Here is a 16,044-nt window from a genome sequence, read left to right as displayed (position 1 = left end):
CGTCTTGCTGACGGCCGCTCTGCTGCTCACCGGCGCCGCCCACGCGCAGGTGCAGGAGTACCCGCGCCCCCGGCCCGACCTCGACAAGCTCGTGCAGGAGCTGTTTGCCGAACCGCAGAGCGACCAGGTGCCCTACGAGGACCTCTACGAAACCCTGCTGCAGCTGCTGCAGACGCCGCTGAACCTGAACACGGCCAGCCGCGAAGAGCTGGGCAGCCTGCTGCTGCTCTCCGAGCCGCAGATTACGGCGCTGCTGGAGCACCGGCAGCTCAATGGCTCGTTGCTCACGCTCTACGAGCTGCAAACCATCCGCGGCTTCGATCTGCGCACGATTTACCGCGTGGCCCCTTTCGTGACGGTGGGCAACACCGACCCCAACGCCGCGCGCGGGCCGCTGTGGCGCCGCATCTGGCAGGAAGACAACAACGCGCTGTTTCTGCGCTACGAGCGGGTACTGCAGCAGCGCAAAGGTTACGCGCCCGTCACCCCCAACAGCAGCGGTGATTTGCCCTCCCATTACCTTGGCTCGCCCGACAAGTTGCTCGTGCGCTTCCGCACCAGCCACGCCCGTGACTTTTCGGTGGGTTTCGCGGCCGAAAAGGACGCCGGCGAGCAGTTTGCCTGGAACCCGAATAACAATCGTTACGGCTTCGATTACTACTCGGCGCACTTCGGGTTGTTCGACCGCGGCCGGCTCAAGTCCGTCATCGTAGGCGACTATCAGCTGCAGTTCGGCCAGGGCTTGCTGCTGTCCTCGGGGCTGCAGGTGGGCAAAGGGGCCGAAACCATCACCACGCTACGCCGCTCCAACGTGGGCGTGCGGCCGTATGCGTCGGTGCTGGAAACCGCGTTTTTTCGCGGGGCGGCGGCTACGGTGGCCGTGGCACCGGCCCTGAAGCTGACGGGCTTTGCCTCGCTCAAGCACATCGACGCCACACTTCAGTCCGGCAGCGCCGATTCGCTGCGGCAGTTCGATGACTTCGCTTCGGGCCTCATCATCACCGGCTTTCACCGCACGCCTTCCGAGCTCGGCAACCGCCACAGCCTGCGCGAGATAGTGACCGGCGGCGACCTGACTTTTGCGCCCGGTTCCGGCCGGCTGAACGTAGGCCTGACCGCCGTCAACACCAGCTTCGACAAGCCCCTGCAGCGCCGTTCCGAGCCGTACAACCTGTACGAGTTTAGCGGGCGGCACAACTTAGCCGTGGGCGCGCACTATGGCTACGGCTGGCGCAACGTGAGCTTGTTCGGAGAAACCGCGCGCAGCAGCAGCGGCGGCCTGGGTACCGTCAACGGCCTCATTGCCAGCCTCGGCACCGATGTGGACGCCTCCGTACTCTACCGCCACTACGACCGGAACTTCCACACGCTCTACGGCAATGCGCTGAGCGAAAACACGCGCAACATCAACGAAAATGGCTTGTACCTGGGCCTGAAGGTGCGGCCCATTTCGCGCTGGGAACTGTCGGCCTACTACGACCAGTTCAGCTTCCCGTGGCTGCGCTACCAGGTGGGCGGCCCCTCGCGTGGCTACGACTGGTTGCTGCGGGTGGCGTTTTCGCCCACCAAAACCAGCCAGATCTACGCCCAGATCCGCACCCGCCTGAAGGAGTACGATGCCGATGGGGTGCGCCCCGTGCCCGAACCCATGCCGGTGATGCGCCGCTCCTTGCTGCTGTTCTATGACACCAGCCCCACCCCGGCCCTGAGCCTGCGCACCCGCCTACAGGGCGTGCGCTACCGCGAAGACCGCGGCCCCGTACGTACCGGCTACCTACTGGCTCAGGACGTGACGGTGCAGCCTCTGTCGCGCCTGCGCCTCACCGGCCGCTACGCCCTCTTCGACACCGACGACTACGACACGCGCCAGTACGCCTACGAGCAGGATGTACTCTACGCCTTTTCCATTCCGGCTCTCTACGGCCGCGGCACCCGTTACTACGCCCTGGCCGAGTACAAAATCAACCGCCGCCTGACGCTGTGGCTGCGCTACGCCACCACGCACTACCGCGACCAGAAAACTGTCGGCTCCGGCCTGGAGGAAATCCAGGGACCCAAACGATCCGACGTGAAAGCGCAGCTGCGCGTGGCGCTGTGAGTGGGCCGCTTTTGGTGTAGCGTGGAAGGGCGAATTGATGCTTACATACGGGCCCAGCGTTCCGCAGAGCAGTAGCTTCAGTCCGTTACTTATCAGCAGCACTAACCCAGCCCCAGTAGTTTCAGGACAGGAGTAAGGTGATAAAAGGCTCCAATTGCTAATACGATGGCAAATGCTCCGAGCCACAAGCTCCAATAAAAAAGGCCGCTCCCCACACGAGGAGCGGCCTTTTTAAGACCTAAAGCTGGAGTTGGCTTACAGCTTCATCAGCTTTTCGACGGATACACCGCCGCCGGGCAGCTCCAGGTGCAGCTGGTACATACCGCGGCTGAGCTTGCTCAGGTCGAGGCCGTCATGCAGCAGGCCGGCTCCTTTGTTCAGCTGCTTGGTCATCACCACGCGGCCTACGGCGTCGGTTACGCGCACCTGCAAGGTGCCGCGCACGCCGTTGTCCACTTGCAGCTCAAACAGGCCGGTGCTCGGATTCGGGAACACCGATACGCCCTGCAGCTTCTGCACGTCGCGGGCCGAGGTGACGGCATCCTGCACCGTGCACACTTCTAGGCCCCACGAGGTCAGGTCGCCGCCGTTGCCGGTTACTACGTCCTGAATCAGCAGCGTCCACTGGCCGTCGGCGCTCAGGCCGCGGAAGGTGGAGAATGGGTTCAGGGGCTGGTAAGTGCCGCCCGTGTTGATGGGGCAGGTAATGGCATTGCCGGCGTCGCTGAAGTTCGCGTTGACGTTGGCCGTGCCGTCGCAGGGTACCGACATCACCGTGATGCGGCGGCCCGTCGGCCCGATCAGAGCGATGATCAACTCGCCCACGTTCGGGTGGGTGATGTTCAGGTTGCGCAAGCGCAGGTCGGAAATGGTGCCCACACCGTTGAGCGTAAGCGTGGACAGTGCCACGGCCGAGCCCGTAGAGGCAATGTTCACCGGCACGTTGGTGGAGGCGTAAGTGGTGCACGCCGTGCGGCCCACGTAGAACGATTGGCTGGCCGACCAGTCACCCGTGCCGCAGTCGGCAATGCCGCGCACGCGCCAGAAGTAGCGCCCGTTCGACGTCAGCGTGACCGTGGAGGTGTAGGAGTTGGTGCTGACACCCGTCTGGTTGATAACCAGGTTGGTGAAAGCCGCGTCGGTGGCTACTTGCAGGTCGTAGGAAGTAGCGGCCTGAATAGCCGACCACTGGAAGGTGGGCAGCGCCAGAGCGCGTACCGAGTTGGCTGCGGGCAGAATCGGCGTGGGCGGTACGAAGGCCGCGTTGCGGATGATTATCGTGACGGGCTGGCTTTCCTGCTGGTTGCCGTTGCTGCCCAGGACGTTGAAGGTGTACGTGCCCGAAGTGGTGGTGCGCGTCGCGGTGAGGGTGATGGACGTGCTAGCGCCAGCTGCCACCGAGGTGGAGGCAAACGTAGCCGTCACGCCGGCGGGCAGGTTGGAAGCCGAAAGCGCCACCTGGCCCGTGAAGCCCAGCAACTGGCCCACCTGCAGGGTGCAAGTAGCCGAAGAGCCGGGGCAGAAGGCGGGCGGCGTGCTGGAGCAGTCGCTGGTCAGGTAGAAGCCCGGGGTCGTGGGGACCTGCAGCGCGAAGTTGACGTTCGACAGGTCGAAGAACACGTTGCCGCTGGCCTTTACCTTGATGCGGGCCTGCGTGCTGGCCGGCACCGTAGCCGGTACGGTCACGGTTTGGCTGCCGTCGTTGGGGGTACCTGCCGCCAGGGTGTAGGGGAAGGTCTGTCCGCCGTCGGTCGAAAGCAGAATGTCCACGTTGGCCGCACTGATGGGGGCGGCCGTGGTGTTGGCTACGTCCCAGGTAACTTGCTGGGGCACGGTAGCGCGCCAGGTTACGTTGGTGTTCGGCGCCGTCACCACGAAGGGGCCGGCCGTGCCGATTACCGGCACCGATACCGTGTCGTACTCCACCGCGCCGCCGCTGACGCGGTTGTCGCGGGCGGTAAGGCGGAAGTGCAGGGTGCGGCCGTAGCTCGGCAGGATTTCACCGATGGTGCTGGTGTTGCTCAGCAGGTTGCTCAGGCGCGGAAACACGCGCGAGGGGCTGGTCGTGGGGTTGAACGAACGGAAGATGGGCGCGTCGCCCGAGGGCGAGTTCGGCGGGCCGCCGGGGCCGAGGTCGAACTGCTCCCAGCAGTACGTCAGCGCGTCGCCATCAGGGTCGGAGCCGGAGCCGGTCAGCTCAAACGGCGTGCCCTTGGGAATGACGCGGCGCACGCCGGCATCCACCGTCGGTACGCCGTTGTTGGTCGGCGTCAGCACGGCGCAGGCACCGTTGCCGTTGATGTGATTCAGGATGTCATCGTAGCTCTTCGTGTGGAAGTACGGATCCGAGAACATCTGCAGGTTGCTGGGGGCGCAGATGCTGGCGTAAGCCATGATGGTCGAGCCCGAGCCGGGCTCATAAGCCGCCGAGGCGGTGCGGTTGCCGCCGCTGCAGTTGCCGTCCGTGCTGGAGTTGAAGGTGTGGCTGGCACCGAACTGGTGCCCCACTTCGTGGGCCACAAAGTCGATGTCGAAGGCGTCGCCGGTGGGGTTGGGCAGGCCGGTAGTGCCGCGGGCTTTGTTGCCCGCCACGCATACCACGCCGAGGCCGGCCACGCCGCCGCCATCGGTGTTAAACACGTGCCCAATGTCGTAGTTGGCCGCGCCGATGCGCGTGTCCACTATCTGCTGGTTGGTGTTGAGCGTAGCGCCGTTGCTGACGTTGGTGTAGGGGTCGTTAGCCGCGTCGAGGAATATCAGCTGGTCGGTGTTGCTGATCAGCTGCAGGCGGATGGCCAGCTCGGTGGTGTATACCCCGCTCACGCGGTTAACCGAGGCCACGATGCCCGCCAGGGCACCCGCTACGGTGCCGCCCTTGGTAGCTGCGTATTCGCCGGTACAGGCCATGGCCATGCGGTAGGTGCGCAGCTGCGTACCGTTGGGGCGGCTGGCCAGGGGGGTACTTTCCTTCGGAGCCAGACGCTGGCCCATAGTGCTTGCCGCCTGCACGCCGCACACGCCGCGCATCACGGCCGACTGGTTGATGTCGCGCTTGTAGAAGACCAAGTGGTTGGTGCCATCGGCCGTCGGGTCCACAAACACCGTGTTGGTAGCCGACAGGATCATAACGTGCAAACCCGCCGGCGACAAGTCGAGGTAGGCCGTAGCCGTCGGGTCGTCAATGCCCTGCGCGGCGTAGGTTTTGATCATGGGGTAGCGAGCCGCCAGGCCCGGCGCCATGATGGCGGTTTCCACCACGCGGAAACGAGCGGAGGTGCCATCCGGCAGGGGCAGCGAGATGACCGTGGCAGAGCGGCGAGCCCCGGCGCCGGCTTCGGCCGGTGCCTGCTGCAGGGCCGCCCGCAAGTTGGCGGCCTGAATGCTCACCACCCGGTACCGGTCCAGCGCCTGGATGGTGCGGCGGGCGGCGGCGGGCAGTTGTTCGGTTTTGGCTTCAGCCCACAGCACGCGCTGCGCCGAGGCAGCAAAGGGAGTGGCCAAACCCGTCGCCAGCAGACTTCCCAGCAACGCACCGCGTAAAGCGGTGCCGGTCAGGGTAGAACTTGTGCGCATAGGCAAAAGAAAAAGAGGGTAGGGTGTTGAAGAAAAGGGAAAAACTAATTTGGGTGGCCCTAAGATAGGCTTTTTGGACCGCTACCCAGTGCCATTAGTGGCAGAACTTTAAGGTGTTGGCGCGGGCTCCGCCCATTGCTTGCTGCCGGACGGCAGGGCGGCCTTGTCGAAGCTCAGGTAGTGAGCGGTGTCGTCCGGGCGGTATGGCTCCACGAGAAAAGTGCTGCCGTAGCCGATAATCTGGGCGCGCAAACCGGTTGGCGTCAGCTCCAGACGCAGGTCGGCCGAGGGGTCCTGGGCGTCCTTGCCGGCAAATGTTTGCAGCTCGGGGTAGCGGGCCGCCAGCGCGGGGTGCATCACGGCTGTGCGCTGCACCCGGAAGGCCACCATGCGTCCGTTGGGCAGCGGCAGGGCCAGCAGGGCAGGGGCGTCGCCTTGGGCGGGTACGCGCTGCAGAAAGCGGCGCGCGGCCGTTTCGTCGAGCTTAAGCACCCGGTAGCGGGTGGGCCGCAGGCGCGGGGCACCCAGCCGCCGCCGGGCCGACGCTGTCGGTACGTCGGTCCAGTAATTGGCAGGCGCGGTGGCCTGATTAGCAACCGAGGCTAGCAGTAGCGGAAACCACAAGGCGAAGAGCAGCATAGCAGCAAGGTAGCAGGTAGTTGCACTGACCCGGGCAGGAGCCTAGCAGTTGCAGCCGGGCGTGGCTTACCGCGCCTAAAAAAACGGAGCCGGACGCTAGCTGCGTCCGGCTCCGTGCACAAACCGTGAAATCAGCCCGAAGGCATCAGGACTCCGGCCGCACCAGCACCAGCTGGGCGCGGTCGGCCTTGCTGATGCGCTGGCGAAAATCCTCGTACGCTTCGTACTGGGCCGCCTCGTAGCGGCCGCCGTTCATCTGCAGGCGCCGGATGTACTGCACGGTGCCGTCGGGCAGCACCTGCACCTGCGCTTCGTAGCTGCCGAAAGCTGTGCTCAGCTTCACCGGGGCCGGTACCGATTCGGGCTTGTACCCGACGGGTACCTGGTAGCGGATGGTGTCGGCGTCGGTGAAGGGCATGAGCAGCTGCAGCGGCGTCTGGCGGGCACCCACGCGCGGGGCAGGCGCCGAGCTGCGGTTCAGCAGGTTGGGCGTGAGAAAAAGGCGGCGGCCGGTGCGGGCGGCGTAGCTGGGCAGGGCCAGGGTCAGCCGCTCCGTCACGGCCGGAATGGCGCCGCGGTGGTCGGCCTGCCAGTTGCTCTGCTCGATGGTCACGGCGGGCAGGGCCAGTTGCTTGTAGGCGTACTGGCGTTGCTCATCGGCCGTGAGCGAGTGCAGCCGCTGGGCCAAATCGTCCTGTTGCAGGCCCGTACTGGTGGTGCGCACCGTGGCCCGGCCGTGGCCCTGCTCATCGATTTGCACATCGGCGCGACGCAGCTGCCGGTTCAGCGTTGCGCCGTAGCGCGGGGTACGCACCAGCTTGCCGCCCTCCGGCGTGAGCAGCAGCGCGTGGCGTCCGCCCGTAAAGCTGCCCATGTAGCCGAAGGCCTGCTGCTGCGAGGTGCACTCCAGCCACACGGTGTCTTTGGGCAGGGGCACGCACAGGATCATGTGGTTGAACTGGTTGCTGGGGAAGTCGGTGCGCATGCCGACGTTCTGCTCGCCGGCGCCCACCAGCGCGCAGTAGCTCGGCACGCCGGCGCTGCGCAGCAAGGCCATGCAGTAGTTCGACAAGGCCTTGCAGTCGCCGTAGCCATTGGTGGCCACGGTAGTAGCCGGAAACGTCTGGTACCCCCCGATGCCGAGCTGAATCGACACGTAGCGGGTGGAGTTCTGCAGGTGCTCGTAAATCTTCTGCGCTTTCTGGCGCGGGTCGCTGAGGCCTTTCACCAGCTCCGCGACTTTGGCCGTGGTTTCGGGCGTCAGTTCGGACCGGCCCTGGTTCAGGTCGTAATCCCACTTGCCAAACTCCTTCCACGAAGACAGCGTGCCGCGGTAGCCCTGCACCTCGAAGGCCGTTGGGGCTACGTACACGGCGGGCAGCTGCTCGTCCAGCGGCGGGCTGTACGGCTCGCGCTCCACCGCCGGCAGGTTGGTGAGCTGCCAGGAATGCACCTGCTGCGTGCCCTGCTGGCTTTTCGAAACGGTGTTGCCGGCCGGTAGGCGGGCTTCCAGGTAGCGCAGCGGCAGCTCGGGCGGCGTGATGACGCGCAACGTGGCGTGCTCCAGGCTCACGTGCTCGTGGTCCTGGGGCTGCCAGTCCGGGTACGACAGGGTGTTTTCGGAGGTAAACTCGTACTCAAACTCCGCCGTGTACGGGTAGCGTGGCTGGCGCAGGTCGCCCACGCGCACGCGGTTGTCCTCGTAGATGCTGAAGCCGCTGATGGCACTGTAATCCTTGATATCAGAGCTGCGCAGCGGGCGGATTTGCTTGCCTGACTCGTCGTACACCGCCCCGCGCAGGTAGCTGAACTGGATGAGCTTGTCGTACATCACGCCGGCTACGCCCCACTGCTCGCCCTGTTCGTCGAGCACCGTCACCACCCGGTGCACGGTGTACACCATGCGCCCGGCCGATTTGACGGTGAGAATGTCGTCTTGCTGCCGGATGACGGCGTGGGCGTTTTCGCGCAGTGCGGCCGGAATGGCATCTACCGGCCAGCGCGTGTCGCCACCGCCGGCCCGGGCCAGCAGGCTGCTGAGCAGCAGGCTGCCGCCGAGCAGCGCCCGGCGGTAGGAGAAGAAGGCTGGTAGCATGCTCATGACTTGCGCTTCAGCACAATTTTCTCGGCCTGCTTGGCCAGCATCCGCTCGTAGAACTCGCGCAGGCCGGGGTACTCTTCGGCCAGAAACATGCTGCGGTTCAGGGTCATGCGGCTCATGATCTGCAGCGTATTGCCCACGGGAGTTACGTTGAACAGGAAGCGGCCACCACCATTGGGCAGCTCTATCTGGGCACTCTTCGGCAGCTCTTCCACCGCGTAGTTGGCGGGCAGCGTGAGCGTTACCATGCTGGTTTGCTCGCGGCGCGTAGCAAAGTCCACCGGGAAGCGGCGTTCCGTGTGTTTGAAGGGGTTCTGGCCGGCGTCGTTCAGGGCCTGCATCAGGCTGAGGTAGATGGTACCCAGCGGCTGCTCCGACTCGCCCGGGATGCGCAGGTCGAGGTCCAGCATCAGGGGCTTGGCCAGCACGGCTGCATTCTGGAAAGCAAACTTGTCAATCTTCCAGCCTTCCAGCTCCTTTACCAGGTTCTCCACGTACTTTTTCTCGCCTTGCTGGCGCAGGTCGTTGCGCTGCTGCAGGGCCAGGTAGCCGCTTTGCTCGTCGCGCATCTTGCCGCTGAGCGTGCCGCGCTCATCCAGCGTGAGTTGGGCTGAGCGGAAATGCACGTGGCGGAACGGGGAGTCCAGCTTCACCCACGAGCCGTTCTTTTCGTCCCGGATAAGGCGGCCCTGGCCGTTGAGGCAGTGCTCGGGCAGCATGCCAAAGGGAGCCAGCTCCTCGGTGGCGTCGGCCAGCACTTGCTGGCTATCGGGCAGCTGCACGTGGGCCACCACGTAGTTGAAGCGCGAGATAAGCGGGAAGGTAGCATTTACCTGGCCGTGGTCGCGGGTGCTGAGGATAACGGGGTTGGCCTGCAGCCCGGCGTCGCGCAGGGCAGCCACCAGCAGCAGGTTCACGTCAGCGGCATTGCCGCCGTGCTGCTCCCAGGCTTTGCGCACCCCTACGTTCGAAAACAGGCCGTAATCGGAGCTTTTCATCCCCGTACGCACCAGCTCGTGCACGGCGGCGGCGCGCTCGGCCGGGTTAGGGTATTTGGCTACCAGGGCGGCAATCTGCGTTTTAAGCAGCCCGCTGCCGCGGCGCAGCTGGCCGCCGAAGTTGTCGGAAGTCAGCAGCTCGGACTGCACCTTTTCCCAGGAGTTGCTAACATTCTGGTACGCCGAATTCGGGAACCGAACCCCGGCCAGCTCAAAGTCCACGCGGGTGATGTAGTCGCGCGTCGTGGTCATGTAAGGCTCCGACTTGAGCGCGGGGATGTTTTGGCCAGCCCAGCGGTAGTTGGTCACGCGCGGCGTCACGGTTTCGCTGCCGCCCGATACCCGCTGCGAGTTGAAGCCCGAGCCTACGGACTCACCACCCCAGCTGACGGTGAACTGCGTCGTGCCTTCGTTTTTTTCCTGCACGGCCATGGGCTCGTAGCCCTGCCAGAGCTGCTTGTAGTCGAAATACTCCGGGATGCTGGCCCGGTACTCGCTCCAGCGCGTCGGAATGCTGTTTTGGAAAGACCAGTCTTGGAAGTTGAAGAGGAAGTCGGAGGAAACCGTGTAGGCATATTCCACCACCGAGCCCTCGTGCACATTGGGCATAGAGAACTTACGCCGGGTGTAGTGCTCGTCGAGCTGCTCGGTGAAGATGCTGCTGCTCTCCAGCTTGGTCTTGGTGATTTCGCCTTTCGCGCCTTCGTTGTAGGTAAAGCCCCGCAGGTTGCTGATCTTTTCCTCCTCGCCGCCGCGGCGGTACAGCGTCACTTCGCCGTCGCCCCACTCGTAGCCGCCTTTTTTAAGGATTTTGATGCGGGTCACGCGCTCAAAGGCGACGCGAAACTCGCCTTTCGGCGACATGATGAAGTAAGAGCGGCCGTAGTCGCACAGCACCACCGCGTTGGCGGCGCTGTCGCCCACGAAGGCCGCCTTGTCAAAGTCTTTGGGTTCGATTTTGCCGAATTTGACAGGCTCGGTCTGGGCCTGAGCCGGCAGGTAAGCCAGCGCGGCGCAGGTGAGGGCGAGGCCCCAGTGTAGTAAACGGTGTTGCATACAGGCAGTGAGTTATTGAATTCGAACGGGAGCGGGCCACCGGGGCGGCCCGGTAGTGGCTGAATTAGGGGCGGCGCAGCACCAGCGGTTCGCGGTGCTTGGCCAACGAGCGGGTAAACAGCTCGCGCAGGGCGGCGTACTCGCGCGGCTGGTATTCGGCCTTGCGCAGCAGCAGGCGGCTGGTGAGCTGCAGCGTCTGGCCCTGCAGCGTGGCCTCGTACACGAAGCGGCCGTCGCCGTTGGGTAGCTCCAGCAGTGTTTTGGCCGGCAGCTCCTCCACAGTGTAGCCCGCGGGTAGGGTTACCAGCACGGTGGTCGTGTACTCGTGGGCCATGCCGAAGTCGACGGGGTAGCGGCGCTGCTCCTGCGGAAAGGGGTTCGACACGTCGGCAAACAGCTGCATCACCGGCAGGTACAGCGGCTGCCCGGTCGTCGCGGCCGGGCCGGGTACGTGCACATCCAGGTCGAGCAGCAGGGGCTTGGCCCGTTCTTCCAGGCGCTGCACGGCCGAGCGGGTGAGCTTCCAGTCGGGGTGGCGTCGTTGCCACGAGCCGACGTAGTCCTTCTCTCCGTGTTCGGCCACGGCGCCGCGCTCGTCCACGCCGGCGTAACCACCGTATTCCACTTTCACGTTGCCGCTCAGGTTGCCCTGTTCGTCCAGCACCAGCCGGGCGTTGGTGAAGTGCAGGAAGCGTTGGGTGGGTAGCAGCGACACCCAGCGGCCCTGCGGGCCAATGAGGCGGCCCTGCCCGTTCAGGCATTGCTCGGGCAAGGTGCCGGGTTCGAGCAGCGGGTTGGTTGCGTCGAGCAGCAGGTCCTGGCCGGGTGCCAGGCTCACCTGGGCCAGCGTGTAGTTGAACTGGCTGAGCAGCGGTACTTCCGTCTGGATGCGGCCGTGGCTGCGGGTGCTTACCAGCACGGGGTTAGCCTGCAAGCCTGCGTCGCGCAGGGTCCGGATCAGCAGCAGGTTCAGCTCGGCCGACGTGCCTTGTTTTTGCTCCAGCACGCGCTTGAGCGGCGTGTGGGCGTACATGCGCGTCTCGCCGTTGTAGCGCACAGCCTGCTGTACCAGGGCTACGGCCGCCGCGGCGCGGGCGGCCGGATCGGGCACCTGCGTGGCCAGGGCCTGGGCGGCGGGCGTCAGCGACGAGCGTTCCTTCAGGTAACCCCCGAAGTCGTCGTCCTTCAGCATTTCCTCGCTGATTTTCTCCCAGGTAGATGTTACCTGTTGCACGTGCTTTTCGTCCCACTGGATTTTGTCCAGCTCGAAGTCCAGAGCCGCCAGGTAGTCGCGCGGAGTAGTCATATACGCCTCTTCGCGGAACGCCGGCACCTGCTCCATCACCCACCGGCTATTGAGCGCGTTGCAGGTTAGCGTTAGCATGTTGGTGTTGCCGGTGCTGCTGCCGTAGCTGTCGTGCACTGTCTGCCGTACCGAAGTACTGTAGCTCACTACCTTGCGCTCCTGCCACTTGTAAGGCAGGTAGCCGTGGGGTATTTCCTTGTAGGTGTAAAACCCGGGAATCAGCGTGCGGTACTCGCTCCACTCCACCGGAATATCGCGCTGAAACTGCCAGTCCTGCAGGTTGAAGACAAAGCCCGATTTGACCGTGTAGGTGTACTCCAGGATGGATCCTTCGCGCACGCTGGGCAAGGTGAATTTGCCCACGGTGCGGTTGTTATCAACCTGCTCGCGGAAGATGCCGCTCTCGTCGAGCTTCTGCTTTTCCACCTTGCCGCCGACCAGGTTGTAGGTGAAGCCTTTTACGTTCAGGAGCTTCTCTTCCTGCCCATCGCGGCGATAGAGCGGCACGCGCACGGTGGCCTGCTCGTAGCCAGCTTTATTGAGCACGAGCACGCGGGTCACGCGCTCGAACACCACGTAAAAGCCTTCGTCGCCGCCCGCAATGCGCGACTGACCGAAGTCACAGAGCACCACGGCGGGCGCGTCGGCGGTGTTGTGGTAAGTGGCCGGGTCGAAGTCTTTGGCTTCTACTTTTCCGAACTTAATAGGGGCGTCCTGGGCAATGGCAGCCCCGGCTACGGAACATGCTAACAGGGCTCCGAGAAGCCCACCTACAACGGATTGCATACAGCGGGATAAGAGACAAATCGGCCTAAAGCTGATTGTCCGCCGCTAAATGCTTAGGTCGCGCAGTTTAGTACCCTAAAAGTACTATATGCAAGGAATATAAATGAAGTCTAGATGAAATTTTTTAATGTCAAGCCGCGGCGGTTTGGTGCTTGGGCTGGCGGTACAAGTACAGCAGCGCGCCGAGCACGCAGGCCGCGCTCAGGGCGTATACCAGCGGTAGGCGGCTGGCGTCGTTGGAGTACACCCAGCCGGCCAGCAGCGCCCCGAACATGATGCCCACTTCCAGCGCGATATACATGGTGCCCACGGCCCGGCCGCGGTGCTCGGGGTGACTTAAATCCACGGTCCAGGCGTAAAGGGTAGGCGAGTTCAGCCCTGAGGCCAGGCCGAACAGGCCCGCCCCAATCAGGAACACCAGCGGCGTGTGCGCCAGCGTGAGCACGGCCAGGGCCAGCACCAGCGCCAGGGTAGAGAGGCGCAGCACCGGTACCCGCCCGTAGATATCGGAGGCGCGGCCCGCCACCAGGCGCACGGCCAAGGTGGAAATGGTGTAGCAGATGAAAAACGAGCCTTTGGTCAGGCCCGTCAGGCCCAGCAGCTGGCTTTGGTCGGGCACGATGGTGACGATGGCGCCGTAGGGAAACAGGCAGAGCAGCGTGACCACAGCCGGCTTGAGCACCCGCGGCTCCAGCACCTCGTGCCACTCAATGCGCAGCAGGCCCCAGTGAAACTTCTGCCGCTGCGTCACGGCCAGCGTTTCCGTCATGGTGCCTTGCACCAGCACCGAGAGCAGCGCGAGCCCCGACGAGACGTAGAACAGGGTGTTGATGGAGAAGTACTCGGTGATGGGCCCGCACAATGCCGGCCCCACGGCCATACCCAGAGTACCACACACCCCCAGTAGCCCCATGGCCTCGCCGCGGCGCTCCACCGGGATGATATCGGCAATGAAGGCGGCGGTGCCAGTGGGCTTGAAGCCGGTGCTGAAGCCGTGCAGCAGGCGCAGCGCCAAAAAGGTAAAAACCGTGGTAGCCCAGGCGTAGAGGAAGCCGCACACGAAGCACACCAGGGTGCCGATGACCATGACCGGAATGCGCCCCACCGTATCGGCCAGCTTGCCGCTGAACGGGCGCGAAATGGCCGCCGTGACGGTGAACAGAGCAATGATGTAGCCCTTGTACTCGCCTCCCCCCAGGCGCGTGAGGTGGTCCGGTAGCTCCGGAATAAGCAGGTTGAAGCTCAGAAAGAACAAAAAGGAGCTCAGGCACATCAGCCAGAAACCGGCCGTGTACACCCGCGGGGTGGAAGCAGTGGGCATGAAGAAGCGGTACGCTGTTGCGCCCGCAAAGGTAGCCCGAAATGAAGGGCCACGGATTCGGGTCCGGGGCCGCCGCGCTGCGGCGAAGCCAACGGCAGCGGAGTATGCTGCCAAAACGGCGCAGCTTGACCGTTGGCGCGCCGTGTGCGTAAGCGCCTGTACCTATGAGTTTCTGGACTACTTTTTTGCAGCGCATTTCGGCCAAGCGCCCGCGCCCCGACGGCAAGCCCGCCGTGACGGTGCGCGAGCGGTTTTCGGCCCTCAAAAACCTACCGGAGTTTCTGCGGCTGATCTGGCAGACCTCCCCCGGCCTCACCCTGGGCAACATTGCCCTACGCCTGGTGCGCGCCGCTTTGCCCGTGGCCATGCTCTACGTAGGCCAGCTGATTCTCGACGCGGTGGTGACGCTGAGCCGCCAGCCCGCGGCCGAGCGCAGCCTGACCCCGGCCCTCACGCTCGTGGCGCTGGAGTTCGGCCTGGCCATTCTCTCCGACGCCCTGGGCCGGGGCGTGGCCCTGCTCGATTCCCTGCTCGGCGACCTGTTTGCCAACCAGACCTCCATCCGGCTGATGGAGCACGCGGCCGAGCTCGACCTCGACCAGTTCGAGGACAGCGCCTTCTACGACAAGCTGGAACGGGCCCGGCGTCAAACCCTCTCGCGCACCGTGCTCATGGCGCAGGTGCTCTCGCAGGCGCAGGATTTCATCACCATGGCGTTTCTGGCCGTGGGCCTGGTAACGTTCAATCCCTGGCTACTCCTGCTCCTGCTGGTGGCGGTGGTACCAGCGTTTCTGGGCGAGTCGCACTTCAACGAGCGTAGCTACTCGCTGGTGCACGGCTGGACGCCCGAGCGGCGCGAGTTGGACTACTTGCGCCAGACCGGGGCCTCTGACGAAACGGCCAAGGAGGTGAAGATTTTCGGCCTCTCGGGCTTTCTGATTGACCGTTTTCGGCTGTTGTCGGATCAGTTCTACCAGCAAAACAAGGACCTCGTCATCCGTCGCGCGGGCTGGGGCACGTTCTTCGCCGCCGTAGGCGCGGCCGGCTACTACGCCGCCTACGTGTACATCATCAGCCAGGCCGTGCGCGGGCAGATTTCGGTGGGCCAGCTGACGTTTCTGGCCGGCTCCTTCGGGCGCATGCGCAGCTTGCTCGAAGGCATCCTGAGCCGCTTCAGCTCAGTGGCCGATGGCGCCCTGTACTTGCAGGACTTCTTCGACTTCTTCCACCTGCAGCCGCGCATCCGGCGGCCCGAAACGGGTCAGTCGGTGCGGCCCTTCCCGCGGCCTATCCGGGAGGGCTTTACCTTCGACAATGTGGGTTTCCGCTACCGCAACAGCGAAAAATGGGCTCTGCGCCACCTCAACTTCCAGCTTCGGGCGGGCGAGAAGCTGGCCCTGGTGGGCGAAAACGGCGCGGGCAAAACGACTCTCGTCAAGCTGCTGGCCCGCCTCTACGACCCCACCGAAGGCCGCATCCTGCTCGATGGCCACGATCTGCGCGAATACGACCCGGCCGAGCTGCGGCAGGAAATCGGGGTTATCTTCCAGGACTTCGTGCGCTTTCAGCTGCCGGCGGGCCAGAACCTGGCCGTGGGCCGCATCGAGGAAAAGGACAACCGCCCGCGCATCGAGCAGGCCGCCGCGCAGAGCCTCGCCGACTCCGTCATTGCCAAGCTGCCCGCCGGCTACGAGCAGATGATCGGGCGGCGCTTCAACGGCGGGGTAGACCTGTCGGGCGGCGAGTGGCAGAAAATTGCGCTGGGCCGCGCCTACATGCGCGACGCCCAGTTGCTCATCCTCGACGAGCCCACCGCCGCCCTCGATGCCCGCGCCGAGTACGAGGTGTTTCAGCGCTTCAAGGAGCTGACGCAGGGCAAAACCGCCGTGCTCATTTCGCACCGCTTCAGCACCGTGCGCATGGCCGACCGCATTCTGGTCATTGAGCACGGTCAGTTTGTGGAGCTGGGCAGCCACCAGGAGTTGTTAGCGCGCGGCGGGCGCTACGCTGAGCTGTTTCAGTTACAGGCTGCCGGGTACCAATAAGTCCTAGCGCTTATTTAGTTTGGTTAACTCAACAATAACAAGAATAAATAGGCTGATTCTATTAAAAGTTTTTGGTGTTTTGCAACCTGTTGGGGTATTTTTGGATCATAGAAAGCGAAGC

Annotated in this window: 8 protein-coding genes; 2 read left to right on the top strand and 6 right to left on the bottom strand. The window is 64.2% G+C overall.

Going from position 1 to position 16,044, the window contains the following annotated elements; genetic code table 11:
• Nucleotides 1-4: 4 nt before the first annotated feature.
• A complete protein-coding gene (locus tag B0919_RS17935; protein WP_254846607.1) occupies nt 5-2,098 on the top strand; it encodes a helix-hairpin-helix domain-containing protein in 2,094 nt (697 codons plus the stop codon).
• Nucleotides 2,099-2,353: 255 nt separating this feature from the next.
• Here B0919_RS17935 and B0919_RS17930 read toward each other — a convergent pair whose 3' ends face one another.
• From B0919_RS17930 to B0919_RS17905, 6 genes are all read right to left on the bottom strand, one after another.
• Nucleotides 2,354-5,671 carry a reprolysin-like metallopeptidase gene (locus B0919_RS17930; RefSeq protein WP_217701041.1) on the bottom strand — a complete coding sequence of 1,106 codons (3,318 nt, stop codon included), beginning with the start codon at nt 5,669-5,671 and terminating at the stop codon, nt 2,354-2,356.
• A 108-nt stretch (nt 5,672-5,779) separates the two neighbouring features.
• Nucleotides 5,780-6,310, bottom strand: a complete 531-nt coding sequence (locus B0919_RS17925; RefSeq protein ID WP_078013665.1) for a hypothetical protein — start codon at nt 6,308-6,310, stop codon at nt 5,780-5,782.
• Between the two features lie 145 nt (nt 6,311-6,455).
• A complete protein-coding gene (locus B0919_RS17920; protein ID WP_078013664.1) occupies nt 6,456-8,411 on the bottom strand; it encodes a DUF3857 domain-containing protein in 1,956 nt (651 codons plus the stop codon).
• Nucleotides 8,408-10,465 (bottom strand): DUF3857 domain-containing protein, encoded by a 2,058-nt coding sequence (locus B0919_RS17915; protein WP_078013663.1) that lies wholly within the window; start codon nt 10,463-10,465, stop codon nt 8,408-8,410. Before B0919_RS17915 ends, B0919_RS17920 begins: the two co-directional genes overlap by 4 nt.
• A 64-nt stretch (nt 10,466-10,529) precedes the next feature.
• Nucleotides 10,530-12,557, bottom strand: a complete 2,028-nt coding sequence (locus B0919_RS17910) for a DUF3857 domain-containing protein (RefSeq protein WP_078013662.1) — start codon at nt 12,555-12,557, stop codon at nt 10,530-10,532.
• A gap of 130 nt (nt 12,558-12,687) precedes the next feature.
• Nucleotides 12,688-13,878, bottom strand: a complete 1,191-nt coding sequence (locus B0919_RS17905) for an MFS transporter (protein ID WP_254846606.1) — start codon at nt 13,876-13,878, stop codon at nt 12,688-12,690.
• A 164-nt stretch (nt 13,879-14,042) separates the two neighbouring features.
• On the opposite strand from B0919_RS17905, the gene B0919_RS17900 reads away from it, so the two are divergent.
• Nucleotides 14,043-15,923: an ABC transporter ATP-binding protein gene (locus B0919_RS17900; RefSeq protein ID WP_078013661.1), complete on the top strand. Its 1,881-nt coding sequence runs from the start codon at nt 14,043-14,045 to the stop codon at nt 15,921-15,923.
• Nucleotides 15,924-16,044 lie beyond the last annotated feature (121 nt).

The sequence above is a fragment of the Hymenobacter sp. CRA2 genome, assembly GCF_002007105.1.
Lineage (GTDB): Bacteria > Bacteroidota > Bacteroidia > Cytophagales > Hymenobacteraceae > Solirubrum.
The sequence above is the reverse complement of the archived record's forward strand: the minus strand, read 5'-3'. Positions and strand labels throughout refer to the sequence as shown.